Source organism: Leptospira congkakensis (genome assembly GCF_004770265.1).
In the GTDB taxonomy this organism is placed as follows: domain Bacteria; phylum Spirochaetota; class Leptospiria; order Leptospirales; family Leptospiraceae; genus Leptospira_A; species Leptospira_A congkakensis.
Genome location: NZ_RQGQ01000009.1, coordinates 264139 through 289778 on the forward strand (window position 1 = coordinate 264139; position 25640 = coordinate 289778).

The window sequence follows — 25640 nt, forward strand, 5'->3', positions numbered from 1 at the left end:
AATTAAATCGTGTCTGAAAAAAAAGGCAGGATTGAAGGGATCCGAGATAGGATCTCACAACTTTGGAACCAATATCCAAACTGGGGAAAAATTCCCCAGTTTTTGGAGTTATTGGAGAAAGGTCTCGACAAAGAGTTGTTTGTCGATCCAAACAAACAAGAAATACCGATCCCCTTAGAGGATCTTCCTGTTGATGAAGTTTTACGAAGGTCTGGATTCTTTCGTAATTTGTATGAAAAACTTTTTCCTGTTTCCCATGTATTCAGAATCACATATCGTTATGACCGCGAATTTTTGGATAACTTTATGCCACTTTCTAAAGACGGATATATTGGGAGAGGTTCCTATAAATTTGTTTATAAACTTCCTTGGAACCAGGTGGTTAAAATTGGAAAATCAAAATTACCTTCCGATGCAATCTTTGGATCCTTATTCAAAGAAGTAGGTAAAGACCTATCCCGATTTTTGAAACCAGAAGAAATGGAACTACGAGAGTTTTTAAAAAAACAAACATCTCGTGATTCTAAAAAAGATGAAATCGACTTTAAATTCAAACGATTGGGGTTAGAAAGATTACATTATTGGAAATTAAAATCTCTCATACCTGACTTAGTTGTTCCCACCCGTTTTTTTATGGGTATGCGCGTGAGAAACAATCCGTTTGGAGTTCCCAATGTCACTCTCACTCCTTGTGACCAACAACCATTACTTGCGGGCAAACATTTAAAAGAATTCACCATACGAAATGAAAAGTTAGATCAAAATCCAATTATGGATAAGTTTTTCCCAAAATGGAAATTGAATTTTGACTCGCATCGGTTTGGAGTGATTTCTAAATCAAAACTTAAAAAAATTGCCGTTGATTTCAATCGTGTGATCGAAGTGACAAAGTTTTTGGCAGAAGAAGAAAAATTAATTTTTGATATCCATGCTGAAAATATCATCATCACACTGCCTGATTTTGAATTAAAAATTTTCGATTTTCACGTCTTTGATGATTATTTGTATGAACCTTCCGAAGAAAACCCAACGCCGGAGATGGATCATATTCTAATCATTGAAGAATTCATCAAATCATTTGAACTGGACTAATCCATGTTATTTTTGAGACGATTTTTTTTATCTTACAACTTCCTTGCCGCATTTTTTTTAGCCTTCGCATTTTATCAAAGTTTTAAATGGAGATGGATTTGTGATGATGCCTATATCAGTTTTGTATATGCGAGAAATTTATACGAAGGATTTGGATTTGTTTTTAATTGGGGAGAAAGGGTAGAGGGGTACACCAATTTTCTTTGGACCATTATACTTTCTTTAGGTTATAGTTTACAGATCAAACCACAAATTCTTTCCATCACATTAGGCATTTTCTTTTATCTCATGACTCTTTTTATTTTCTTCTATAAAGAAAGTCGCATCTCTTTAGGTAGAATTTACCCACTTCTTCTGGTTCATTTGGCCTTATTCTTTCATCTTCATATCTTTGCCACTTCTGGACTTGAAACTTCCCTTTTTACATTTTTAGTTTGTTTTGGATTGTTATTATGGGAAAAAGAGAGTTGGTATGTAATTCCTATTTTTTTTCTTTCTGCGCTTGTTCGACCAGAGGGAGCACTTTTTTTATTTATAGCTTCCATCGATTGGATGATTCGAAAACGGAGTTGGATACCCATTTTATTTGGATTTTTCTTTCTTTGTTTTTTGGGTTTCCGTTATTTTTATTATCAAGATATCCTTCCGAATACTTTCTATGCGAAGGGAAATAAGGGAGCCTATTTTTCGCAAGGGATCTATTACTTTTTTTATTTTCTAAAATCCTATCCGCTTTATCTTTTTGTTTTCGTTTTAGCTGGGGTCCAAATTTATAAATCTATATTACAAAAGGAATTTCTGCTTTTGTATTCTTCGATTCTTTTATACATTCTTTATGTTTTGTATGTCGGTGGAGATTTTATGGGAAATCGATTCTGGATTCCGATTTTGCCTTTTGTATCTTATTTAGCATTTCGGAAAATACATGAATGGGATATGGATTCTCAAATTGAATCGAAAAAAACATCCTTGTTTCTATCTATATATAAAAAGAACCAAATATTGATTTCTTTTTTGTTTATTTTATCTACTGCAGTTTATACAGATCCATTAAAAACCAATGAAACTAGAATTGCTGATTGGCATGGAATTGTCGAAGAACGAATGTTTTATGAAGATCATTTGATCCAAACTTCTGGATATGACAATGATGCGCTTTCTGATTTCCGAGTTGCTTTTTTTGGTGCGCAGGCTCATTTTATTTATTATTTAAGACCTTCGTTTTCCTTTGAAGCAGAATCAGGATTAACGGATAGAGAATTTGCAAAAAAGAAAGTTGCGGCAAGGGGGAGGATTGGGCACGAAAGTGAATTAGAATTACAAGATTTGTTAAATCGTAAAATTGAAATCCTTCTCGACAATCGACTTCATGGAACTAATTTACCTCATATCCAATACACTTGGAGAACGATTCCAATCAAGTTTTATCTTTTAACTTACAATCCGTTAAAAATGGAATCTCTTTGTACGCGTAGCGATTGGAATTGTTCCGATTTATTCCAAATTTTTGAAACCAATCATTGGGATAAAACGAAATCGAAGTCTTTTTGGAATAAAGATGGAATACAATAGAGAAATCACCGTCTCTTATGGAAAAGTCAAATTTGGAACTGCCGGTAAACAAGACCTAGATGGCTTAAAGGAAGTGTATCCTGTTTTTTCCAAAACCCCAGAGATTTGGAAAGAATACACAACGGTTTGGGCCAATAAGGAATTTGAAAACATACCACATAAAATTTGCACTCTAAACCAAGTTCATGGTGATTTTCTCCATCAGATATCCAGTGTTGCACCCGATTCGAATCCAGATCTAATTTTGACAGGTGACGGGTTGTATACGAATCTACCAAACAGATTACTTGTTGTTCGCACAGCAGACTGTGTTCCTATCTTTTTATATTCCGACAAACAACCATTTGTTGCTATGATCCATTCTGGTTGGAAGGGTACGAACTTAGGTATTACGGAACAAATGTTAGATACTGTGATTCAATTAGGTTATACAGAGGAAGAACTACATTTGGAAATTGGACCTTATATCCAAGGAAGAGATTATGAAGTGGGTGAAGATGTTGCCATATTATTCCAAGACTTAGGGGATAAGGTCTGTTTTCCAAATGGGAATGGAAAGTTTCAATTGGATGTGGGACTTGCTATTGAAGCACGAGTAAAAGTGAGGTTTCCGAATTTAAGCGAAATTAGAAACTCCCATACGAATGTTTTCCAGAGCCCTCTTTACTTTAGCCACAGAGCCAAAGAAGAAGGCAGGAATTTGAATTTTATACTTTGGGAATCTTAAGTAGGGTTTCTTTGATTTTCTCTAAGATCTTTTCTCGTTTGATGGGTTTGACGATATAGTCCATGGCCCCATTTTCGAGAAGTGCTTTGATGACCGAAGGAGTATTCTCTTCGGAAATAAAAAGAATCCTTGGAAGTACACCCATTTCTTTCATATCCCAGAAGGCAGCGTATCCATCGACTTCAGGAAGGAAAATTTCAATGGTGACAAGGTCAATCTGTTGACGATTGTCTTTATACATTTGCAAAAGTTCTTTCCCTGTTTCGGCAACACCGATGATTTTGAAACCTTCTGATTCCAAAATCTGTTGGAGTTGTTTGGATTGGAATTTGGAATTCTCGGCTATGAGAATTTGGTAAGGTCTGCCTGTCGGTCCGATGCCAGTTTGCATGATGTTCTCCGTAGTTTAGCCAAGTGCCTTTTCGATTTCAACACCAATTTCTTTCGTACCGAGGACAGATGTGCCTTCTTCGGCGATATCTCTCGTGCGAAAACCCTTCTTTAGAACCGTTCGAATGGCATTTTCGATCGCAACCGCTTCGGTTTCCAATCCAAAAGAGTACCTTAGCATAAGGGCTCCTGATAGGATTTGAGCAATGGGGTTTGCGATTCCTTTTCCTGCAATGTCGGGAGCTGATCCGCCCGATGGTTCATAAAGTCCAAAACCAGATTCAGATAGGGAAGCGGAAGGTAACATTCCAATGGATCCTGTGATGATGGACGCTTCATCAGAGAGAATGTCACCGAACATATTTTCACAGAGCATCACATCAAATTGTTTTGGTTTTACGATAAGTTGCATCGCAGCATTGTCTACGTAAAGGTGTTCCAAAACACAATCAGAGTATTCAGCTTTATGAAGGGCTACAACTACTTCTCTCCACAAAACGGATGTTGTTAAAACGTTAGCTTTATCAATGCTTGTTACTTTTTTATTTCGTTTTCTGGCTGCGTCAAAGGCAGTCCGTGCGATCCGTTCAATTTCACGACGAGAGTATCGCATGGTGTCAAAAGCAAATTCTTCTGGCCCAGTTCCTTCTCTACCCTTTGGTTTTCCAAAATAGATTCCTGAAGTTAATTCTCTGAGAATTAAGATATCGAGTCCATCTCCGATGATGTCGCCACGGATGGGACTTGCTTTTTTAAGTTCCGGGTAGATGATCGCAGGTCTAAGGTTTGCAAATAAATCAAAATGTTTGCGGAGTGGTAGGAGAGCTCCACGTTCTGGTTGTCTTTCAGGGGGAAGTGTTTCCCATTTAGGTCCACCCACAGAACCAAAAAAGATAGCACTAGATGATTCGCAAAGTTTTAGGGTTTCATCTGGAAGTGGAAATCCTGTGGCATCAATTGCCGCACCACCAACTAATGCATGTTCAAAGGTAAATTCGGAAGATTTGTTTCCTAATGCTTTTTTGACCACTGATAGGGCCACGTCCATAACTTCTGGACCGATTCCATCTCCGGCGAGTACTGCTACTTTTTTCATTTCATATCCTTTAATACTGATTCTAAAATATCCAATCCTTCTGTTGCTTTTTCGATGCTTAAGATGAGTGGAGGTATAATTCTAATAACATTCCCTGCTGTGCTATTCACAACAAGGCCACGTTTCAAACATTCTTCGACAACGGGTCTTGATTCGGAATACAATTCCACACCAATGTGTAAACCACGTCCTCGCACTTGTTTGATTTTTCCGGTTGATTCCATCATGGTTTTTAACCTTGCAAACATTTGTTCCGAGATAGTGGCAACGTGATCTAGTAGGTTACGTGATAAAATGATTTTGAATGTTTCATATGCTGCCACACAAGCCAAATGGTTTCCACCAAAAGTAGACCCGTGCATCCCTCGTTCCAAAACACCTTCGTATTCTTTGGCAACGACAAGAGCACCAATCGGAAATCCTGATCCAAGTCCTTTTGCAAGCGTGAAGGCATCAGGGTACATTCCGTAATGTTCAAAACAAAACATTTTTCCTGTTCTTCCCATTCCTGTTTGGATCTCGTCAAAAACAAGAAGGGAGTCTGTTTCTTCTGTGAGTTTGCGAGCTAGGTTCACAAAAGATTGGGTGAGTGGAACCACTCCACCTTCCCCCATGATGAGTTCCATAATGATTCCGGCAACAGAGTCACCATACTGTTCGAAGGCTTGGATGAGAGAGTCTTCGTTATTGGCTTCTACAAAGTAAACATCTGAGGCAAGTTCGCCAAATCCAGAACGAACGGATTCATTCCCAGTCATGGTCATGGCAGAAAGAGTTCTACCGTGAAAGCTTGAGTGGAGGGCAAGGATGACCGGTTTATCGATATTTTTTTTCACTCCATGTCTACGCATGAGTTTGAAAGCAGCTTCGTTTGCTTCTGTGCCTGAGTTACATAAAAATACTTTTCCAGGGATACTGTTTTCGATAATGACTTCGGCAAGTTTTGCTTGTTCTTCCGAATAGTAGAGGTTGGAAGAATGTAGGATTTTATCCATTTGGTTACGCATCGCTTCGATGAGGTCCGCTTCCCCGTGACCCAAATTGGATACAGCAATCCCTGCTAAAAAATCGATATAACCTTTGTTATCTTGATCGAAGATCATTTCTCCTACACCATATTCAAAAGCTACCGGATAACGATTGTATGTGTTGAGAAGGTATTTATCAGAAAGTTTTTTAATTTCTTCGAATTTGGTTTTTGTTTCTTGGCTCATTTTAGACCTGCAAGTTGTAAAAATTCAGTTTCTGCTTGGGAAATTTCTTTCCCGAGGGAATCCCAAAGACTTGGAATCTCTGATTGTTTTTTTGGTTTTTTCAAGGAAGCAAAGGAAGAATACACTTTTACCTTAGGTTCTGTTCCCGATGGGCGGATGGTCAGTTTGGCATTTCCTTCTAATTCCACTTGGATGACATTGGATTTGGGCATTCCTTTAAAAGCGGAAACCTTAGATTTTCCATCTGCTTTTTCTGTTTCATAATCCAGGACTCCCACAACCTTTCGACCACCAATGGATTTCCCAATTAAGTTTTCTGACCTGAGCGATTCGATTGCTTTTTTAATTTTGTCTTGTCCTGAACTTCCTTCGAGAGTCAAAGAATATAAACTTTCACGATAAAGCCCATATTTTAAATAAATGGCTTCTAAATAAGAAAGTAGATCACCTTTTTCGGCAAGTATCTCTACAAAAAGTAAAGCACTAGAAAGAGAATCTTTGTCGCGAACGAAGGATACGGGTAAATATCCATAAGACTCTTCACCACCAAACAAAAATACATGATTCTTCTTAGATTCAATTTGTTTCATCTCTTCTGCGATGAATTTAAAACCTGTAAGAACATTTTTGATTTTGATCCCATTTTTTTTTGCGATCGCTTCTTGTAAGTCAGTCGTTACGATTGTTTTTACCAAATGGTAGGTTTTGTTTTTTGATTTTTTTCTTTCCGAAAGGTAAGCTGCCATAATAGAACCAATTTGGTTTCCATTTAAGTATTCATATTCTCCGTCGGGACGGCGAACTCCCACACCCAGTCTATCGGCATCGGGGTCAGTGGCAATAAAGGTAGCTGCTTTTTTCTTTTTGGCATAGAACTCACATAAGGCGAGAGCTTCTTTTTCTTCTGGATTTGGATACTTAACTGTTGGGAATTCACCGTCTGGTTTCTTTTGTTCGGGAACAAGGAATACTGACTTATAACCAAAGAAATTTAACATTTCTTTCATATAGTCTCCACCAGTTCCATGTAACGGTGAGTAAACGATTCCTAAATCAGCTCTGGATTTTGGTTTTACGGAAGAAAGGATACCTGCTTGTTTCAGTTCCTTTAAATAAGTTTTGAAAACGGCTGGTCCAACAAGTTTTACGAACTTCTTATAATCTTTGTCTGTTTTTTTGACAATAGGGATACTAGACCAATCATTAATACCGCTAATCCTTCCTATGATGAGAGAATCATCTGGGGGAACAAGTTGTCCTCCATCGGCAAGATAGGCTTTGAATCCATTGTATTCAGGTGGGTTATGGGATGCCGTGATGACAATTCCACCACTTGCTTTGTAATAGCGAATGGCATATGATAAAAGAGGAGTGGGTGTTACCTTGGGGAAAATATAAACTTTCACACCAAGTTTGGCGGCGATACCGGCAGAAAGTTCTGCAAATTCTTTAGAGAGCCTTCTTGAGTCATAAGCAATGACGATGGAGGCATCTTTTTTAGTGTCTCTTAAATAACTGATGAAACCAAGTGCGGCGCGACCCACTGTATAGAGGTTCATTTTGCCGATTCCATTTCCTATCTTCCCGCGAATCCCACCAGTTCCGAAACTGAGAGGGGTAGCGTAGGCATCGACTAGTTCGGAACTGATCCCAGCCTTCCAATCTTCATAAGCCTTTTTGGCTTCATTCTGGATTTCCGATGAAAAAGGTGATTTCGTCCAAGATAGGATATTGTCTTCTGGTTTCAACATAGCTTACATACTAATCTTTTGAAGCTAAGTTGTCTGGAAATCAATTTTGGAACCTAGAGAATTTTTCATAGAAGACCGATTGGAACGATTTCGCCTAAAAGCATTTTGCAATTTAGGGGAGAGTGGGCTTGGGTTTTTTCGTTTGGAAGAAGTGTTAGAGATGGCAAAAATTACCTTTTCGGATCTTCTGGACCTTCCTATGAATGATGCACCGAACCAAGGTTCCCTGGAACTTCGCCAGGCAATTGCCAATTTGTATCCAGGTGTTTCCAAAGACCAAGTCCTTGTGACAACGGGAACGGGTGAGGCTTTGTACTTGGCATTTCATATGGCTCTTAAGCCCAAAATGAAGGTGGCTCTGATTTGGCCCGCCTTCCAGGCTCTATATGAAATTCCCAAAATGCTCGGAGCGGAGATTGTAAAAGTTCCCCATGAAAAGGCATTTCTCGCATCCACTTGGAAAGATATCGATGCTGATCTTTATATTTTGAACCATCCCCACAATCCCACGGGCAAAACTTTTTCAGATGGGGAATGGGAAACACTCATCACCGAATTTCGACAAAAGAAGAAACAAGTTCTCTTCGATGAACATTACCGATTTTTACCGAGTGAAGGTTTTATGGGACGAACCGGCGTGGATCCGAATCATTCTTTTTATGGAACGGGTTCCTTTACTAAATGTTTTGGCGTAACAGGCCTTAGGGTAGGTTGGCTTGTCGCAGAGGAATCTTTTCTGAAAAGGGCAAGGTCTTTTAAAGACTACTTAACTCATACCGTTTCACCCATCTCTGAACGCATTGCTCTCGGACTATTAAATACAAAAGAATCCTTCCTTCCTAAAATCCAATCACGAGTCAGAAAAAACATCCAAAGTTTTGATTCTATATGGATGGAACTTCCATATACCGAGTCTTTCACAACACCTGCCGGTGGGTTAGTGGGATGGCTAAAATTAAAACCAGGAATTTCATCGGAATACTATGCGGACAGATTGTTCGAAAAAACGGGTGTTTTTGTTCTCCCAGGAATTAATTTTGAAGAAGAAGGTTTCCTTCGCATTGGATTTGGGGAGAGAGAGGAAAGAATGAATGAAGGCCTTCTTCGATGGAGAAAATGTACGGATCTCATTTAAAATCTAGCCTCCAGCTGTTTCCAGGAATCGGAGAAAGAAAAGAGAAACAACTGTTTGGTGTTGGTGTATACGATTGGGAATCTCTTATTCAATACCAAAAACAAAAAAATGATCCCCTCCTTCCTGCGGTTTCCATTTTAGAGGAACGCTTAGAAGAATTAGAACATGAACTGTCCGAAGCTAATTTTCCCTTTTTTACAACCGAACTTCCGAGTCTTGAATACTGGAGGTTGTGGCAAAATTTTCCAGAAAGGTTTTGTTTTTTAGACATTGAAACCACTGGGATATCCGAATCCTCAGTGACGACGGTGGTTAGTCTATATCAAGACAAACGGATGTTAACTTTTGAAAGGGGAAAAGATTTAGAATTTCTTTTTGATTCTATCTCATCCGAAGACATTCTTGTGACTTATAACGGGAGAAGGTTTGATGTCCCTTTTTTAGAAAAGGAATTTCGTTATCGGGTAAAAAACCCCCAACTGGATTTGATGAATCTTTTGCATTCGATTGGAATCAAAGGCGGATTAAAAAAATCGGAGGTGTTGCTAGGTCTCGTTCGTCCAGAAGAGATTGCAGGCATCGATGGAAGACAAGCCCCTCTATTATGGTTCGAATACCAAAGAACGAATAACAAAGAAGCCTTAGAAAAACTAATCGCTTATAATAGAGAAGATACTAAAAACTTAGAAATTGTATTAGAAAAAACAATCGATAGGCTTACAGAAAACCGTTTGTTTTAGTGCGGCCCATACATATACTCTCTGAGTATACTCATCTCGGCTTGGGTTCTTGTTAGTTTTGTTTTGACAGCATCTCCAATCGAGATGAGACCAATGATTTTATCACCATCAAGAACGGGCATATGACGAAACCGTTTGGTGATCATATTGTTTAAGATATCATCTACATCTTCATCAGGGCCAGCGACTGTGAGTTGTGTGGTCATCACATCTTTCAATTTGACTTTGTCTAGGTTCACATGGTCTTTCGCGACGACACGCATCAAATCTCGTTCCGTAAAGATTCCTACTAGTTTTCCTTGGAAGGTTACAATGAGAGATCCTACTTTGGCACCAACCATCATCTGGGTGGCTTCCAATACATTTCTATCTTCTTCAATGGAAAGAACAGAGGAGGCTTTGTCTTTGAGGATATCTTTTACGGACATGTCTCATGGTTTATAGGAATTCTAAAGAGATAGCAAGAAATTTTTGGAAGTGGATCGGAAGAGATACGGGTTTTTGGAGCGTATCGGGATCGAACCGATGACCTTCTGAATGCAAATCAGATGCTCTCCCAGCTGAGCTAACGCCCCGTATCTTTATGGGCCTGACAAGATTTGAACTTGTGACCCCTCGCTTATCAAGCGAGTGCTCTAACCAACTGAGCTACAGGCCCGGGATACGAACAGTATTTTTCGAGAGGGGTCTCTGGGCAATCTTTTTTTAAGATTATTTTAAGAAAGATATCTAGAAAATTTAGAGTGAAATTTCTAAGATTAAGTCATCTAACAAGAGTAATGCCTCTGGTTTCCATTGAAACACGGCATCATCAATTCTACACAATCCTCTTTTTTCCCAACCTTCAATGGTTTTTAAATACTTAGATTTTGTTTTTGGATCTAAATAGGTTTCTATAAAATCCAAATACCGAAAGGGAGAAAAGAGTCGAAATAGTGTGAGACTTAGTTCCGTAGAAGGATCAATCATTTCATACTTGGTTGATGTTTCTTTTTTCTGATAGAGACTAGCATTTCTCGGATTGCTATACCGGTGGCCAGCGATCATTCCATGAGCACCGGGTCCAATGCCTAGGTAAGGTTCATAAGTCCAATACTTCAAATTGTGTAAGGATTCAAATCCTGGTTTTGCATAGTTGGATACTTCATACCAAAGGTATCCATTTTCTTTGAGTAAATTTGGTAATTGAGTGAGGATTTCGGATTGGAGATTTTCTTCCGGTTCTCCCTTTTTTTTATCAGAAACATCTCGAGAATACTGGGTTCCTTTTTCTAAAGTCAAAGAATACAAACTCAAATGGGGGAGGCCGGCATTCAAAAAAAGAGATAGGTCGGATAAAAAAGATTCTTTTGCGATACCTGGAATTCCATACATCAAATCGATTCCCACTCTTTTTATTGGAGAATTGGTGAGAACTTCCACTAGAGAATGGTAACGAACTTCGTCATAATGGCGGCCGAGGAATTCGAGTCCTTTTTTTTCTAAGGTTTGGACACCCACATTCACACGGTTGATCCCAATGGAATTGTATTCGGCGAGGAGGTCGGAACTTAAATCTTCGGGATTGACTTCGATAGAAATTTCAGGGTTGTCGGAAAAAGAAAACTCGGAACGTAAAAAATCTAAAAGTTCTTTCCAACGTTTTGCGGACGCTTTGGAAGGAGTGCCCCCACCAAAAAACACTGTATCTATTGTACGTTTTCTAATTTCCGGAAAATGATTTGCCCTATCTAAAATTTCTTTTTTGTAAGATTGGAATAGCGACTTTTCATCGTTAGCTGGCGCAGCACCAATTCCTTCTGAATAAAAATCACAATAATCGCATTTTTTAAAACAATAAGGGAAGTGGACATAGACTCCTAAATAAGAATTTCGGACTTGCCAGATGGACTCTTTGTTTAATAATTTCATGGAATGAAAGGAAATTTTTGGATTCTCGTTTTACTCGGAATCTCTACCTCATCTATCCTTTCACAGACACTTGTAGAACCAAACCAAAACTTTGTTTGGGAAAATTTTTCTTTTGTCTTTCCGGAAGCAGTGGTGGTCAAACAAAACTCTACCATGAGCAAAAAACTCACCGTGTATCCAGCCAAAAGAGATGGATTTTTTATGGTGGTGCGTACCCTTCCTTGGAAGGAACCCTTGGATGATAAAACTATTTGGAAAGATTCCGTATTCACAAAAGGGATCGAACCCAAACAGTTCCAGAAGGTGGTGGGGAATCTAAACTTTCAGATTTTTCAGGCAGACCAAGTCCGAAACCAAAACGCACTTCGGAACCAAGTATGGGTCAGTATAGATTCAAGTCCTAGTTTATGGATCTGGATCCAATGGAAGAGTGACCGTAAAGACCTTACCGAATTCTTTGAATCTAACCTCTTTCTTCCGCTTTAGGCTCCAATCTTTTGTTTTGTGCTTGTCTCTACTTATTTCCTCGAAAGATTGGAAGTCAGTGGGGCCTATAGCTCAGTTGGTTAGAGCAGCAGACTCATAATCTGCGGGTCGAAGGTTCGAGCCCTTCTGGGCCCACAAAACAGGAAAGGTAGCGATATTCTATGGAGTTTTATGAAGTAAAAATCTCTGATATCAGCCTGACCAATGTCGGCTTCGCAGTTTTCCTGCGTCCGAAGGATTCAGATGACAAACGTGTGGTTCCTATCTTTATCGGGCCATTAGAAACCCATTCCATTACCACTGTGATCGATGGAACCAAACCCCCAAGACCAATGACGCATGACCTTATGTTGTATATGTTGACATCCCTTGGTGCTACCGTCATCAAAATCACTATTGAAGAAATCATAGATAGCACTTTCTATGCAAAGATCCAACTCCAAAAAGAGGAAGAGATCATCACTTTGGATGCTAGGCCATCGGATTCCATTGCCCTTGCTTTAAGAGCCAATGCTCCTATATTTATCGCTAAAACAGTGTTAGATGAAACTGGGATCATTATGAAAGAAGAAGATATGCAAGGTGAGAGTGTTTCTTCGGAGAAAAAAATCCAAGCCCTTCCCAAGTCCAATCTTCAAATTTTGGAAGAAACCTTAGAAAATGCTCTCAAAACCGAAGATTACGAAACCGCAGCCAAAATTAGAGACCAAATCAAAAAGTTAATCGAAAACAGTTAAGACCAAACTCGGTCTTAACTATGTCTCATAGAAAATTGTTACTCTTTAATTTTTTAATTGTAATCCACACTTTTCTTTCCTAAACTTAGAATCCAAAAATAGGTGCGTTTGCCCTTTATAGGAAAGTTGTATGGAAAAATTGGTAATGGATGTTGTAAATGCTGGAATTGCTCTCTTTCGTTCCGGTGAAGAAAAGTTAAAAACCGCAGTTGTTGATTTAGAAAAAGTTTATAATGATCTAAAAGCAAAAGGTGAATTGGACAAATCGGCAGAATCACAAAAGATTCGTGACCTTTTAAACAAAACAATTGCAGATGCCCAAGGTGCGATTGGAAAAACTAACGCAAGTTATGATGAAGTTTTGGCTAAACTTCAAACAAATTACCAATCCATTTACCAACAAATTGATACGGCAATTCCTCCACAAGTGAAGGAAAAACTAAAACAAACGTTAGATGAATTGAAAGTTCTGATTGATAAAGCAAAAACTAAGTAAACCCTGGGTTTTCTAGTCAATTTTAAGAAAAAGCCGCAGAGTTTTCTGTGGCTTTTTTTATTTGTGCCTAGAGATTTGTCTAGATGAGTACGTCCCCCAAACGAATCAAATTCATACTTTTCCTAATTGTTTTTACAGACATGATGGGTTTTTCCCTTTTGTTTCCTCTCTTTCCCAAAACCTTAGAATTTTTCTTATTAAAAGGGGATGATGCTCTGTTCAGAATGTTCTATTCTGCCGCAAACCTTTTGTCTTTTGGTGGAGATACAAAATATACCTTTGTATTGTTTGGTGGGATATTGGGGAGTATTTATAGTTTTTTACAGTTCGTTGCTGCTCCTGTTTGGGGAAGATTTTCTGACCATTCGGGAAGGAGATCCATCTTACTTTTTACCACTTTAGGAAACACCATTGGATATCTTCTTTGGTTGTTCTCTTCACAGTTTTGGATGTTTGTCCTCAGTCGAGTGATCACGGGAATGATGGGTGGCAATTTATCTGTGGCCTCTGCAGCTATGGCTGACCAAACCGATGAAAAATCCAGAGCTGCTGGGATGGGATTTCTAGGAGCTGGCATCGGACTTGGATTTGTAATGGGTCCACTTCTCGGGGGAATTAGTTCCCAGTGGACATTTTTGGATTCCTTTTACAAAGAAGGATCTGTGGTTGTGTTTCCCGCTTCTGCTTTTTTTGCCATTTTGGTATCCCTTCTGACTGTGATTCTTGTATTTGTGTTTTTACCACATAACAAACCGGAAGTGGTTCCTGAAAAAGAAATCCATCCTTTTTTATCTTTAAAGAAAATTGAATCTCGTAATTTGGTTCGTATTTCTCTACTGAATTTACTTTTTGTGCTTAGTTTTTCTGGATTTGAATTTGTTGTGAACTTTTTTCTCTCTGATACCTTTCAGTTTTCACCAAAAGAAATTGGATTCACTTTTTTATACATTGGGATCATCATTATACTCGTACAAGGTGGAGTGGTTCGCAAGCTTTCCGGGAAAATTTCGGAAAAAAGAATTTCTCTTTATGGGGCAGTACTCGTTGTGATTGGGATGGGACTACTGGTTAGTTTCGGAACTAGTTTTACGGGACTCTTTATTTCTTTATTCTTTTTGGCTTTTGGAAGTGCACTTGTGAATCCAGGACTTTCCTCTTTTGCATCACTCGAAAGTGGGAAGGGAGATTTGGGGAGATCACTCGGACTCTTTCGAAGTTTTGGATCCCTCGGAAGAGCCGTGTCACCGGTCGTATTCTCTTTGTTATACTTTCAAAAAGGGCCAAGTTTGGCTTTTTTTGTATCCTTTCTCCTACTCATTGGATTTGGATTTTTACTGTTTACACAAAAAGAAAAAACAACTTAAAGAAAAGACTCTAACTTTGCACGTAACATAGGAAACATCAGTTTCTCATCCAACTTCTCTCCTGTAAGAGAAGTGCGAAGTAAAAAACTATCTCGAATTTTTCCGTCAAAACTATTGGCGGTAAAACTAATGATATCGATTCCTAAGTGGAAAAGAGACTCAGTAATTTGAAATAAAATCCCAACTGTGTCTTTCATTCGTAAATCCATAACTGTAAAATCAGAGGAGATTGGGTTATAGAGTTTGAGTGTTGCTTCTGTATCTCCCACTTTTCGAACGAGTACTTCTTCTTTTGCATTTTCACGTAAGTACATCGCCACAGTTTTTCCTTCATAAAAGAGGGAATATAGATCGGTTCGGATTTGAGACAAAAGTTCCTCTGTCATTTCTCCTCCGTCCCAACTGCGGATCACAAATAAATCCTGAACATGTCCGTCACTTGCTGTTTCTGCAACGGCTTCTAAAATATCCCAACCATGGTTGTAGAGCACTGAGGTGACCCGGTAGAGAATTCCCAAATCATCCTGGGAAAGGGAAATTTTGAGTAGGGTTGTATCTTTTCTTGGGACACAAGAAACATGTAGGATTGGTTTTTTGATTTCTTGCATAGTTTGCGCCATAGAATTCTCCCTTAAAATCGGCATTCTGCTTAGAACTTAAACAATCGACGCCAGGAAATCCCCAGATCGGTTCTAATAAAGCCGTTCTCTAACGAATTTGCAAAAACAGTGCCAAGACTTCGTTAGAAGGAAAATTTTGCTCCGAGCATCACGGATTGGACGTTTTGTGCCATAACCGCTTCGACTGTGAGTTTTGTGATGAGAGCATTGATCTCGATTCCTGCGATGAGAAAGTTAGTGGTGTTAGGTGCTTGTGCTTTCCCACTTAGATCCATAGTGAGAGTTCCGGTTTTGGTTTGTCCCAATGCGGATGCAGGTATGAGAGCTGCGATTTCCGGAGAGAGGGAAGCTGATATGGCAGAAGAATCTAAAGCCAGTGTTAGGGGACCCGAACGAGAGAGGTTTAGAGTGGAACTCCCAAAATTCATCGAGGCACCAGCGCCCGCAAAGATAGTAAAGAAATAGAACATTCTAAATCCTGTCCGAATGTCTAAAGGAACACTTGTGACCGTACTAGAATAGTTAAACGTTGTGGAACCACCCCAGGTTCCTATGGCAGGACCTAAAGTTAAGGTTTGTGTTTTTTTGTCATTATAAGTGACATCGATCTCTTGTCTTTGGTAGTGGAGACCAAGACCCATGGAGATTCCAGAAAATTCAAAAAGTCCAATCCCATCAGAATAGTTTTCTATGATATGAAATCGTAAAGTAAAACCGCCGTTCGTAATGTCCCCGCCAAGTTCTACGTTTTTATTTTGAGCTTCTACAGCTTTTTGAACATCTCCTTGGGCAAAGTTGAACTTGAATCCATGAAGGTATAAATTAAATCGATGAAGGAAGGTTTTGAGTTCAGGTTCGGTATCGGATGGACCTCCTCCCATAAGCCAACCTAGGTTTACCGCCACAATAAAGTTAGGTGCTAGGGACGCTCCCACGTTGGGAAGTTTTTGGAAACTCAAACTTTGGTAAGCCACATTGATGTCTTCTTTTTGTTGGCCTGCAACGGTCATACCAACACCAACTTGGAATCTGTTTACAATTCCAGGTCCCATCAGAGATGAGTTGATATTCGAAATCACGGCAGCTTCAGACATTGTGGAAAGGACTTTGTCTGTATATTGGAGTTGGAGGGCTGTGTCTACGCTATTGATTTGGGATTGGATGCTTGTAGGGAGAATGGTACAGGCGTCCCCAGTACAGGTCACTTTTGCTTGGAGAGAACCATTCAAAAGTAGGCAAGTGCCAAAAATAAAGAAAACAAAACCAAAACGTAATTTCATCTCGCCCCCATTATAACAGATATCGGAGATTGGTCTATGTTTTCTTAACAATTGGAGGTGGTTCTATTTCCTAGTTTACAATCTAGAATTTCCTAAGAATATGAGAGTATGGCACCCATCCAAGAAAAACGGAAATATGTCCGCGTACAACCACTGGAAAATGATCCTGTCGAAGTCCATTTGATGGGAACAGCCCTTCTGGATGTCCTAAAAGCGAGTGATATCAGTGTGGGTGGTATAGGGGTCATTGCTCCCAATCACTTTGATGAATGGGATATGAACGAAACGGTGGAAATCCTTGTGGCTCTCCCGGGGGATCTAGAAGATTTCCTTGCCAGAGGAGTGATCAAACAAATCGGAAAAAAATCCAAAGAATCTGGGGTTTACGGGGTTCAGTTCACCGAAATTGGCCCTAAAGGAAAACAGGATTTACAAGTTTATGTCAATCGAATGGTGCGACAAGGCCGCGAAGTAAAGTAATGCTACTGAGCTAAAAAGCCAAAAACAAATTGGCTTGCCAAAAAAATCTTTCCTCTTCATTTGAGAAATAACCGTTAGGGGTGCTATTTCCTTTGCTCTGAATAGATAAGAGCGGGGTTGGCTGAGATATACCCTTTTTGAACCTGATCCTGGTAATGCTTGCGAAGGGAAACGAGAATCGTGCAGAAATTCTATTTACGTTTAGTGATTTACATCCTTAACTTTTTTAGATCCTCTTTTTTGTTTTCCCGCTTATTTCTTATGGATCAGTTCCGGTTAAGGAAAACGGAACATGGAAACAAATCACAACCATCCCATCACCATCCCAGAAACTACCATTACACTTTCGAACCATACTAAGTTTCAATCATACCGAACGGAAGGTATGTTTTGTATCCATGAAAATGAATACGATTATAAAAATGGAATCCCAAAACTAAGAGAACCATGGATACAAACCAGAGAATCCAGAGGTGATCGGAATTTTTCCCAACTCTATTATGCCAAAAGAGATATCATCACAGAAGAAATGATGTATGTGGCAAAAAGGGAAGGGATGGCTCCTGAATTTGTTTTGAATGAAGTAAAAATTGGTCGAGCCATCATTCCATCGAACAAACGTCATACGGAACTAGAGCCAATGATCATTGGTAAAAAGTTTTTAGTGAAAATCAATGCCAATATTGGAAATTCTGCGATCCTTTCTTCCATTGATGATGAAGTAGAAAAACTTCGTTGGGCACTGCACTGGGGAGCAGACACGGTGATGGACCTCTCTACTGGAAAAAATATCCATGAAACGAGAGAATGGATTATCAGAAATTCTCCTGTTCCGATTGGAACTGTTCCTCTTTACCAAACTTTGGAAAAGGTAAAGGGAAAAGTAGAGGATTTAAACATAGATGTATTTTTAGAAACCTTAGAAGAACAAGCCGAACAAGGTGTGGATTATTTTACAATCCATGCTGGTGTCCTTCGGGATTATATCCACCTAACAGACAAACGAATTACAGGAATCGTATCACGAGGAGGATCTATCCTTGCAAAGTGGTGTAACCATCATAAAAAAGAAAATTTTCTCTATGAACATTTTGATTTAATCTCCAAGGTCATGCAAAAATACGGAGTTTCCTATTCCTTGGGAGATGGTCTCCGGCCTGGTTGTATCAATGATGCCAACGACGAAGCTCAGTTTGCAGAACTAAAGACTCTGGGAGAACTCACTAAACGTGCCTGGGCTGATGATGTCCAAGTCATGGTGGAGGGGCCTGGCCATGTTCCGATGCACCTGATCCAGGAAAATGTTCGTCTCCAAGAAGAGATTTGTATGGAAGCTCCCTTTTATACACTCGGGCCACTGGTCACAGACATTGCACCGGGGTATGATCATATCACTTCTGCCATTGGTGCTGCCATGATTGCTTGGTATGGAACAGCTATGCTTTGTTATGTGACTCCCAAAGAACATTTGGGACTTCCAAACAAACAAGATGTAAAAGATGGGGTGATTGCCTATAAAATTGCCGCTCATGCTGCCGATCTTGCCAAAGGCCATCCCGGCGCCAAAGAAAGAGATGATTTACTCAGCAAGGCTCGGTTTGAATTTCGTTGGGAAGATCAATTTGCCCTTTCACTAGATCCAGAACTAGCAAGGTCCTATCATGATGAATCCCTTCCTCAAGATGGGATGAAAAAAGCACATTTTTGTTCTATGTGTGGCCCGCATTTTTGTTCTATGCGACTGACAACGGATTTACGAAAGGAAACGGAAGAAGAAGTGGGTGCGGTAGAATCGAAAGACTAGGTTGAAGCTTTTTTTGATTTTGCGGAACTAAGCTCACCGATGTAAATTGACCCGGAGTCCTGAATGGGACTTTCGGGTTTTTGTAAGTTCTCTTATCTGAAAGGATTTATAATTTCCAAGTTTTCGATTTTCTGATTTGCTTGAAGATCTTCAGAATATAATTTTGAACATTTTAGTTCGAGCGCAGCATTTATGATTAGTGAATCATAATAACTAAATTTATATTTTTCTTTAACTTTAAGAGAATCGATATAAAAGCTTGGATCTGGAAAAAATTTGCACAAAGGTATTAGAATGTCTTCGATATATGTCTTTAATTCTTTGATTGAAAAATACCCCTTGTTTTTGTTAAGGGCTACGTTTGAAAATTCCTGAATTACTTGATAACTGATTGTAAATTTATTGGAATTTGTTGCCTCATCTAAGATATCAATTGCCCTGTTTTTCTTTTGAATATCGCTACTAAACTGATAAAGAATAATATTTGTATCTAAAAAAAATTTATCTTTCATTCATTTCATCACGTGAGAATTTCTTTTCTATTTTGATGTGTTTGAATTTGGTCAAGTATTTTTTGTAGTTAAAATTCTCTCCATTTTCGTTGGAAAAGTTTTTTAACCACTCAATAAATAAATCATTTAATGAGCGATTGATTGATGTAGCTTTCAGTTTTGCTTTCTCTATAAGCCTATCATCTTCTACTCTGAACGTAACATTTTTCATAGAAATCTAGCTTGCACATTATTTGTGCAAATGTCAATATTTTATCTGATTTTGGGTTAGGTTTTTGTCTATTGCGGATAACGAACAATTAATTTGTGTTTGTTGTTTCGCAAAAGCAGTACATAAAAAACCCGGGCCTTAAGCACCGGGTTCTCGATAAGACTTTTGCCAATTCTGTTTTGAGAATTGGTAATTTTGGTTTTGTTTGAGACTAAAGTCCCAAACTACGACCAATGATTTCTTTCATAATCTCTGTAGTTCCTGCATAGATGGTTTGGATCCTTGCGTCGAGGTAAGCTCTTGCAATTGGATATTCCATCATATAACCGTATCCACCAAAGAATTGTAAACACTCGTCTGTATGGCGTTTTTGCATTTCTGTTGTGTACCATTTACACATAGAGGCTTCTGCTGTTGTGTTTTCGCCTTTCATATGTTCTATCACAACTTTGTCGCAGAACACTTGTGCCATTTCTAGTTCCGTTGCCATTTCCGCCATTTTGAATTTGGTATTTTGGAAAGACCCGATCTTTTGACCAAAGGCTTTTCTTTCTTTGATGTATTGGAGGGTTAAGGATTGGACAAGTCTTGTTGCTTCCACTGCAGCCACAGAAAGAACCAATCGTTCTTGTGCTAACTTTTGCATGAGGTAACGAAAACCTTGTCCTTGTTTGCCGATAAGATTTGTTTTCGGAACAATCACATCGTTGAAGTAAAGTTCAGAAGTGTCTTGGGCTTTGAGTCCGATTTTATCTAAATTACGTCCTCTTTCAAAACCTTTCATTCCTTCTTCAATCATCACAAGGGAAATGGTTCCATTATCATGTTTCACTGCTGTGATGATAAGATCTGCCAATTGTCCGTTTGAGATAAATGTTTTTTGTCCATTCACCACAAAATGGTCACCCATATCAACGGCACTTGTACGTAAGGATTTAAGATCAGATCCGGCTCCGGGTTCTGTCATGGCAACCGCAAGGATGGATTCGCCTGTTGCACATTTTGGAAGCCAACGTTTCTTTTGTTCGTCACTCGCATAAGTTGAGATGTAGGGTGCGATCACGTCATTATGAAGAGAGATAAAGAATCCACTATTTCCCACGCGGGAAGATTCTTCGATGATGATGATGTTATAAAGGAAGTCGGCACCGGAACCACCGTATTCGGTAGGGACATCGGGACAGAGAAGGCCGTTTTCACCTGCCTTTCTCCAAACTTCTTTGGGCACGATATGGTTTTTTTCCCATTCTTCGTGATGTGGTTTTACTTCTGTTTCAAAAAATTTCCGAGCCATCTCGCGGAATTGATGGTGTTCTTCAGTAAAGGGGAGGATACGCTCCATATGATTTGTGACTCCTTGATATGGAAATGTTACAAAAATGGCGAATTGAGGTCAATTATAAACAGTGTTCAGCTTCATGTAGACACCGGGATTTTTCTTGATGTACTGAATTGCATCTTCTTCGGAAAGAACATACAATTCAGTTCCTGGCCAGGCAATGAAACTGAAATTGGAGGGAAGGTTTTTGGTTAAGGCATAGATTTCCCCAACAAAGTCACCAGCTCCCAGTTCCCGAATGGTTTTGTGGTTTTGCATGACCACAACTGTTCCGGATCTAACAATAAAGGCATTGTGGAAGGTATGTCCTTCATCGATGAGGGCAGCTTCCTTTTTTACCGTTTCCAGTTTGAGGATGAGTTCAAGTTGGGTGACTTGGTAACTGGTAAGGCCTCGGAAAGTTTGGGATTCCGTCAAAGTTTTCCAAGTATTGGTCTCTCGGATGCTATTCAGTTTGATTAAGTTTTCATGGAGTTTGGATCCGCGGATGAACTGAAAGAATCTTGTTTTTTCAATGGTGAGAGCAAGGACATCAGTCTCGGCAAATACATCGGCTTGGCGGGCAGTGTCCAAAATTAGGGATGCCTCTCCAAAGTATTCGTAAGTTCCATACCTTTTGACTGCGGAATGGTCTCCCGACAATCCTTCGAAACGAACATTTCCGGAAGCGATGATAAAAAATCTGTCCCCATGGGTTCCCTTTTTGATGATTTGTTCCCCACGACGAAATCTTTCTTCTTTTACGATTTGTAAAAATTCTTTGGCCTTCTCAATCGGGAATCCAGAGAAAATATCAATTTGGGAAAGGATTTCTAAAAGTTGGAAAGCCTCTTGGTGTTTGGGTGGAGTGATTTCCGGATATAAGGTATTTTCAATTCCAAATTTAGCAAGAGTAAGGTGGTTTCCTTCGGGCATATCTTTGGCAGCAATATGATAAACCGTAATTCTTTTTTGTACTTCTTCCGGTAGTGAGGCAAGGTAACTAATCTTTGTGTGCAGCGGGGGAACACCGGCTTCGTGATAAATGATTTTGCGATCCCAAGGAAAGTCTTTTAAAAACTGGTATCTCGTTTCAGGAAAGACTCCTTTTTTGTACATTTCTTCAAAGGCTTCCGGATCATTTAAGTGGTCAGACGTATAATAGAAGGACTGGTCTTGGAAAAAAAATTCGAAACCCACAGAAGGGATGGAATGGAGTGCATAGTGAAAATAAAACTCACCACCGTTGATGATGGTTGGCCTTCCGATCACAACAGGAATAAAATCAAATAAGTCTGTGATTTCCCTGCGCGGAATCTTTGTTAAACTACAGTATTTTTTAAGGAAAGATTCCATCACGGTTGCAGTAGCATAGATCGTGATTTTGGATTCTTCCAAAATCTTTTGGAAGGTTCCCGCATCATGGTCAGCATGGCAGTGGGTGAGAATGATGGAGTTGATGAACTTGGGATTTACATTGGATTCCCGTAACCACTCAGTGGAATTCACTGGTGGGTCCACCATGATCCCTTGGCCATTCAACCAAATGATAAAACCAGAAGTGTTGTCTGTGGGGTCAAAACCATGGGAAGGTCCAAGGCAAGTGATCCCGATGATGGGAGGTTGGAAAGGTTCTTCGAGTCTTTTTCCAATATCATACTTCACATGGAAGTCGACCTCTCCAGGAGTTTTGATTTTTTTATCTCCATCCACAATGAGAAATTCATTGGAGGGGAGTTGTTCGATAGTGATTTTTCCAAACTGGGCTTTGTGGTTTTCGTCGAATAAAACAAACTCAACCACTTCCTCCATAGTTTTGTAACTACGGAAATGTGCCATCTCGGCTTTGATATCAGGGAAACCAAAACTTTCCGTTCCATCAATAAACTCAGAAGCTAGGTTTAATTCCTGTGGCCCCATAAGAGATTCCCCAAGAACAATAGTTAGCTGTTCTTTTTGTTCGGGAGAACAAACGATAAAAGTTTTTTTGCCACCACGAAAGAAGAAGTTGAAGTAAATGGGAAATTCTAACTCCGCAATAGAGATCCCTTTTTCGACATGGAAGAATTTATTGGGAAGAACAAACACCAGAGGGGTTTTCTTTTCGAGCCCCATGGTGTCTTTAATTGTTTCCGGAGGGGATCCAATTTGGATGTACCCTTCGGATGTATCGACTAAATATCCCCCTCTAGGGAGAGCGGTAAAACCATTCGGTTCAGAACTGACCATTAGGGGATAATTTATTTCCTACTTGTGATTTTCTATAAATTTTTTAATTTGCGGCTTTGGTAAAGCGCCAATTGCCTTATCCACTAAAACTCCGTCTTTATAGAGAAGAAGAGTAGGGATCGATTGGATTCCCAATTCCTGTGCTGTCTTCTGATTGAAATCAACATTTAGCTTTGTAATTTTGATATCAGCCATTTCTTGCGATAATTCATCAAGAACAGGAGCCACCATTCGACAAGGTCCGCACCATTCCGCCCAACAATCCACGAGTACAACGCCTTTAGCAGTTTCTGCTTTGAAATTGGCGTCAGTGACTTCCGTAAGTGCCATATTTCGAAATCTCCTTTTGAAAAGTATTGCCCTTTCTATAAACTAGACTGGGGATTCTAGGGAAAAACGTCGATTATTGTTTCTTTTTTTTCTTTTTATCGTCGGATTCGAGATCCGTGATCTTCTGTTGGAAAGACTCAATGAGTGTTTTTGTTTTTTCCAAGTCATCATTTTCGCCAGTAATTTGGAAAATTTTACGGTTCATCTCTAACATTTCTACAGAATGTTTCAAATCTGTGGAATCTTGTGTAGACATTTCAAATTTTGTCCTATAATCCTGGGCAGCTTGGTTAGCAAGTTCTATGACAAGGTTGAAGTGTTCTTTGCGGATGTAGTAATATGGATTTTCGAGGTCTTGTTCCCTTTCATAAGCAATGAAATCGAAAAGGTTTTTCGTACATGCCGCAACTCGGAAGTTGATGTCTGGCCAAGACCATTTCCACTTGGAATTGGTACCAAAAGCGGCAGTGGTTTTTTTCATGGCTTGGAGTAGGCCTTTCACAAGATTCAGTCTTTGTGTGGGTGTGAACCTTTCGATTTTTGCAAGTAACTCTTTGTTTTCGGAAAGAGAACCATCTACGTTGTTTCCTACCGTTTTTTCGATATAAGAGATCGCGTTATAAATTTCTTTTCTAGCAGTTTCTAAGTAGTTGTTATTGTTGATTTCTAAAATGGCTGTAGAGAGTTCATTGATCACAATACAGGTGTTAATGGTTTTGATGGAGTTGATGGCAAGGGAGATATTGAAATAAGGTTCCATGTCCTTACTTTTTTTGGCTTGGACTTTGTATATATTAGCCTCTTTTTTCAGTTCCTCTAGGTAGTTTTTGAAATCTACCAGTTTGTCATTGAAGTCGGCCTTTTTTTCCTTTGTGATTGCCATGGTCTGGTATCATTTTCGGCAGATTCGATTCCTTTTGTCCATAAAAAACATCGACCAGGGGGGCAACTTGTCGAAACTGGAATAGAATGGACAATTCTCCCAGGAAACAAAGGGATCTACTCGATCTTCTCGATACCTATAAATACATGAACCAGGCTATTTTCTGGGATTTTTTGGATTTGGATGGTCGTTGGGATTTTGCAAACGGTTGGTTGCATTTGAACCATCCGGAAGACGAGTGGAGGGTGAGGGCTTCGGAACAATTTCCCCCCATCCGCCCGGAAGGCACTGACCACTAATCCTTTTGGATTTTCTTTCGGTCAGACGCCTAGATTCCAAGACCAAACCTGGTCTTGGATTTTACCAATTAGTAAGTAATCCTTAAATCAGAAATATCAATAAACTTTCTAAAGAGAAGGCTATTGGTTGGTTTCTTTGTATCAAACACAAGAACTGCTACTTTGTTAAAAGAAAGGAAGTTCGGTCGGTATTGTGTGTAGTGGTGGCTTGTGATGTTCACACGATACTTGTTATTGTAAATTGTATAAGTGTGTTTTGGAAGAGTTTCATGCACTTGGCGTTTTTTCTCATCTTCTGTTTGTGCTACATAGTTATACATTACTTGTTTATCTTTGGTAGGACCAGTTTCCCCAAATAGTGTAAACGGAAGTGCTTTTGCATTGTTTTTGCAAAGGTAATCTACTACTTCCGTGAATGTAGGTTCTGGCATTTCTGCTTCAAATCCAGCATAGTGGCGTTTTTCTACTTCTGCTTTTTTCTTAGCATATGTTTCTTCACCCCAAACTTCTTTCGCAGTCACTGGAGTTGGCATTACATTGGAAAAGTATAAAGTTCTATCTTCTTTTTCAGGATCGGCCTTTCTCCAAGCAGGATAAGGGATGAGTCTTCTTTCATCAGCATTGGTTCTGTCTGCTTCGTGACCCGCAAGAACATAAATTGCATATTCTTGATTGTCCGGAACTCTAGATTCTAGTTCCACTTGTACATCCAAAAATTCACCTTTTCCTGTGTCAGCATGTCTTCTAACAAAGGTTATGTTTTTTAAACGAATCCTTGTATCATACATAGAAAGAGGATACAGGTCACGGCCGTCTTTGGAGGCAACGGTGCCTTGTGTCCCTTGCGTATTCCCTGTTTCTTGAGCAAAAAGTGCACAAGTGAGTAGGGTGAATGAAATGGCGAATATTGTTTTGTTCATGTTCCGACTACCAATTTGGTTTATACAGTTAGTATCGAAGAAA

27 protein-coding genes and 3 tRNA genes are annotated in these 25640 nt (G+C 39.4%); 13 read left to right on the forward strand and 17 right to left on the reverse strand.

From position 1 onward, the window contains the following. The first annotated feature begins 30 nt into the window (after positions 1-30). From EHQ70_RS06905 to EHQ70_RS06915, 3 genes are read left to right on the forward strand one after another with little or no spacing between them, the layout of a single operon-like run. Positions 31-1092: a hypothetical protein gene (locus EHQ70_RS06905; protein ID WP_244288251.1), complete on the forward strand. Its 1062-nt coding sequence runs from the start codon at positions 31-33 to the stop codon at positions 1090-1092. Between the two features lie 3 nt (positions 1093-1095). Then, a complete protein-coding gene (locus EHQ70_RS06910; protein WP_135584816.1) occupies positions 1096-2664 on the forward strand; it encodes a hypothetical protein in 1569 nt (522 codons plus the stop codon). Then, the gene (locus tag EHQ70_RS06915; protein ID WP_135584818.1) at positions 2651-3391 is read left to right on the forward strand and encodes a purine nucleoside phosphorylase YfiH/LACC1 family protein; all 741 of its coding nucleotides are present in this window, start codon (positions 2651-2653) and stop codon (positions 3389-3391) included. The genes EHQ70_RS06910 and EHQ70_RS06915 overlap by 14 nt, the downstream gene beginning before the upstream one ends. Here EHQ70_RS06915 and EHQ70_RS06920 read toward each other — a convergent pair. From EHQ70_RS06920 to EHQ70_RS06935, 4 genes are read right to left on the reverse strand one after another with little or no spacing between them, the layout of a single operon-like run. After that, positions 3372-3782, reverse strand: a complete 411-nt coding sequence (locus EHQ70_RS06920) for a response regulator (protein ID WP_004785265.1) — start codon at positions 3780-3782, stop codon at positions 3372-3374. The two genes, EHQ70_RS06915 and EHQ70_RS06920, sit on opposite strands and share 20 nt — an antisense overlap. A gap of 15 nt (positions 3783-3797) precedes the next feature. Beyond that, the gene (gene leuB / locus EHQ70_RS06925; protein WP_135584820.1) at positions 3798-4877 is read right to left on the reverse strand and encodes a 3-isopropylmalate dehydrogenase; all 1080 of its coding nucleotides are present in this window, start codon (positions 4875-4877) and stop codon (positions 3798-3800) included. Then, positions 4874-6091 carry an aspartate aminotransferase family protein gene (locus tag EHQ70_RS06930; RefSeq protein ID WP_135584822.1) on the reverse strand — a complete coding sequence of 406 codons (1218 nt, stop codon included), beginning with the start codon at positions 6089-6091 and terminating at the stop codon, positions 4874-4876. Before EHQ70_RS06930 ends, leuB begins: the two co-directional genes overlap by 4 nt. Next, complete coding sequence (locus tag EHQ70_RS06935) at positions 6088-7842, reverse strand: phospho-sugar mutase (RefSeq protein WP_135584824.1); 1755 nt, start codon at positions 7840-7842, stop codon at positions 6088-6090. Before EHQ70_RS06935 ends, EHQ70_RS06930 begins: the two co-directional genes overlap by 4 nt. Before the next feature lie 46 nt (positions 7843-7888). Here EHQ70_RS06935 and EHQ70_RS06940 point away from each other — a divergent pair, with 46 nt between their 5' ends. Continuing rightward, on the forward strand, positions 7889-8977 hold the full coding sequence (locus EHQ70_RS06940) for a pyridoxal phosphate-dependent aminotransferase (RefSeq protein WP_135584826.1): 1089 nt from the start codon (positions 7889-7891) through the stop codon (positions 8975-8977). After that, positions 8959-9717, forward strand: coding sequence for a ribonuclease H-like domain-containing protein (locus tag EHQ70_RS06945; RefSeq protein ID WP_135584828.1), 759 nt, complete (start codon positions 8959-8961; stop codon positions 9715-9717). Before EHQ70_RS06940 ends, EHQ70_RS06945 begins: the two co-directional genes overlap by 19 nt. Here the strand turns inward: EHQ70_RS06945 and EHQ70_RS06950 are convergent. From EHQ70_RS06950 to hemW, 4 genes are all read right to left on the reverse strand, one after another. Continuing rightward, positions 9714-10145: a CBS domain-containing protein gene (locus EHQ70_RS06950; RefSeq protein ID WP_135584830.1), complete on the reverse strand. Its 432-nt coding sequence runs from the start codon at positions 10143-10145 to the stop codon at positions 9714-9716. The genes EHQ70_RS06945 and EHQ70_RS06950 overlap by 4 nt on opposite strands. 74 nt (positions 10146-10219) lie before the next feature. Beyond that, positions 10220-10292: transfer RNA gene (locus tag EHQ70_RS06955), tRNA-Ala, on the reverse strand. Between the two features lie 9 nt (positions 10293-10301). Further along, positions 10302-10375 (reverse strand) — tRNA-Ile (locus tag EHQ70_RS06960). A gap of 80 nt (positions 10376-10455) precedes the next feature. Next, positions 10456-11628, reverse strand: coding sequence for a radical SAM family heme chaperone HemW (hemW, locus tag EHQ70_RS06965; protein WP_135584832.1), 1173 nt, complete (start codon positions 11626-11628; stop codon positions 10456-10458). Positions 11629-11631: 3 nt separating this feature from the next. On the opposite strand from hemW, the gene EHQ70_RS06970 reads away from it, so the two are divergent. From EHQ70_RS06970 to EHQ70_RS06990, 5 genes are all read left to right on the forward strand, one after another. Continuing rightward, on the forward strand, positions 11632-12114 hold the full coding sequence (locus EHQ70_RS06970; RefSeq protein ID WP_135584834.1) for a hypothetical protein: 483 nt from the start codon (positions 11632-11634) through the stop codon (positions 12112-12114). A gap of 61 nt (positions 12115-12175) precedes the next feature. Further along, a tRNA-Ile gene (locus tag EHQ70_RS06975) sits at positions 12176-12249 on the forward strand. Positions 12250-12275: 26 nt separating this feature from the next. Continuing rightward, positions 12276-12851 (forward strand): bifunctional nuclease family protein, encoded by a 576-nt coding sequence (locus tag EHQ70_RS06980; RefSeq protein ID WP_135584836.1) that lies wholly within the window; start codon positions 12276-12278, stop codon positions 12849-12851. Between the two features lie 130 nt (positions 12852-12981). Next, the gene (locus EHQ70_RS06985; RefSeq protein WP_135584838.1) at positions 12982-13347 is read left to right on the forward strand and encodes a phasin-related domain-containing protein; all 366 of its coding nucleotides are present in this window, start codon (positions 12982-12984) and stop codon (positions 13345-13347) included. An 83-nt stretch (positions 13348-13430) separates the two neighbouring features. Next, positions 13431-14711 carry an MFS transporter gene (locus tag EHQ70_RS06990; protein ID WP_135584840.1) on the forward strand — a complete coding sequence of 427 codons (1281 nt, stop codon included), beginning with the start codon at positions 13431-13433 and terminating at the stop codon, positions 14709-14711. Here the strand turns inward: EHQ70_RS06990 and EHQ70_RS06995 are convergent. Both EHQ70_RS06995 and EHQ70_RS07000 read right to left on the reverse strand, forming a co-directional pair. Next, positions 14708-15331: an ACT domain-containing protein gene (locus tag EHQ70_RS06995; RefSeq protein WP_135584842.1), complete on the reverse strand. Its 624-nt coding sequence runs from the start codon at positions 15329-15331 to the stop codon at positions 14708-14710. The genes EHQ70_RS06990 and EHQ70_RS06995 overlap by 4 nt on opposite strands. Before the next feature lie 122 nt (positions 15332-15453). Next, positions 15454-16611, reverse strand: a complete 1158-nt coding sequence (locus EHQ70_RS07000) for an Lsa36 family surface (lipo)protein (protein ID WP_135584844.1) — start codon at positions 16609-16611, stop codon at positions 15454-15456. Positions 16612-16719: 108 nt separating this feature from the next. On the opposite strand from EHQ70_RS07000, the gene EHQ70_RS07005 reads away from it, so the two are divergent. Then, positions 16720-17091, forward strand: coding sequence for a PilZ domain-containing protein (locus tag EHQ70_RS07005; RefSeq protein ID WP_135584846.1), 372 nt, complete (start codon positions 16720-16722; stop codon positions 17089-17091). 292 nt (positions 17092-17383) lie between these two features. Beyond that, positions 17384-18895 carry a phosphomethylpyrimidine synthase ThiC gene (thiC, locus tag EHQ70_RS07010; RefSeq protein WP_135584848.1) on the forward strand — a complete coding sequence of 504 codons (1512 nt, stop codon included), beginning with the start codon at positions 17384-17386 and terminating at the stop codon, positions 18893-18895. 92 nt (positions 18896-18987) lie between these two features. Here the strand turns inward: thiC and EHQ70_RS07015 are convergent, their stop codons facing one another. The 6 genes from EHQ70_RS07015 to EHQ70_RS07040 form a co-directional block, all read right to left on the reverse strand. Then, complete coding sequence (locus tag EHQ70_RS07015; RefSeq protein WP_135584849.1) at positions 18988-19407, reverse strand: PIN domain-containing protein; 420 nt, start codon at positions 19405-19407, stop codon at positions 18988-18990. After that, positions 19397-19618: an antitoxin gene (locus tag EHQ70_RS07020; protein WP_135584852.1), complete on the reverse strand. Its 222-nt coding sequence runs from the start codon at positions 19616-19618 to the stop codon at positions 19397-19399. Before EHQ70_RS07020 ends, EHQ70_RS07015 begins: the two co-directional genes overlap by 11 nt. Positions 19619-19829: 211 nt before the next feature. Next, a complete protein-coding gene (locus tag EHQ70_RS07025; RefSeq protein ID WP_135584854.1) occupies positions 19830-20960 on the reverse strand; it encodes an acyl-CoA dehydrogenase family protein in 1131 nt (376 codons plus the stop codon). 51 nt (positions 20961-21011) lie between these two features. Then, entirely contained in the window at positions 21012-23165 is a 2154-nt protein-coding gene (locus EHQ70_RS07030) for a cAMP/cGMP-dependent 3',5'-cyclic-AMP/GMP phosphodiesterase (RefSeq protein WP_135584856.1), read from the reverse strand. An 18-nt stretch (positions 23166-23183) separates the two neighbouring features. Then, positions 23184-23495, reverse strand: coding sequence for a thioredoxin (gene trxA, locus EHQ70_RS07035; protein ID WP_004786415.1), 312 nt, complete (start codon positions 23493-23495; stop codon positions 23184-23186). A 73-nt stretch (positions 23496-23568) separates the two neighbouring features. Further along, positions 23569-24378: a hypothetical protein gene (locus EHQ70_RS07040; RefSeq protein WP_135584858.1), complete on the reverse strand. Its 810-nt coding sequence runs from the start codon at positions 24376-24378 to the stop codon at positions 23569-23571. A gap of 86 nt (positions 24379-24464) precedes the next feature. Between EHQ70_RS07040 and EHQ70_RS07045 the strand changes: the two genes are divergently transcribed. Further along, positions 24465-24677 (forward strand): hypothetical protein, encoded by a 213-nt coding sequence (locus tag EHQ70_RS07045; RefSeq protein ID WP_135578674.1) that lies wholly within the window; start codon positions 24465-24467, stop codon positions 24675-24677. Positions 24678-24745: 68 nt separating this feature from the next. Here the strand turns inward: EHQ70_RS07045 and EHQ70_RS07050 are convergent, their stop codons facing one another. Next, entirely contained in the window at positions 24746-25597 is an 852-nt protein-coding gene (locus EHQ70_RS07050; protein WP_135584860.1) for a hypothetical protein, read from the reverse strand. Positions 25598-25640 lie beyond the last annotated feature (43 nt).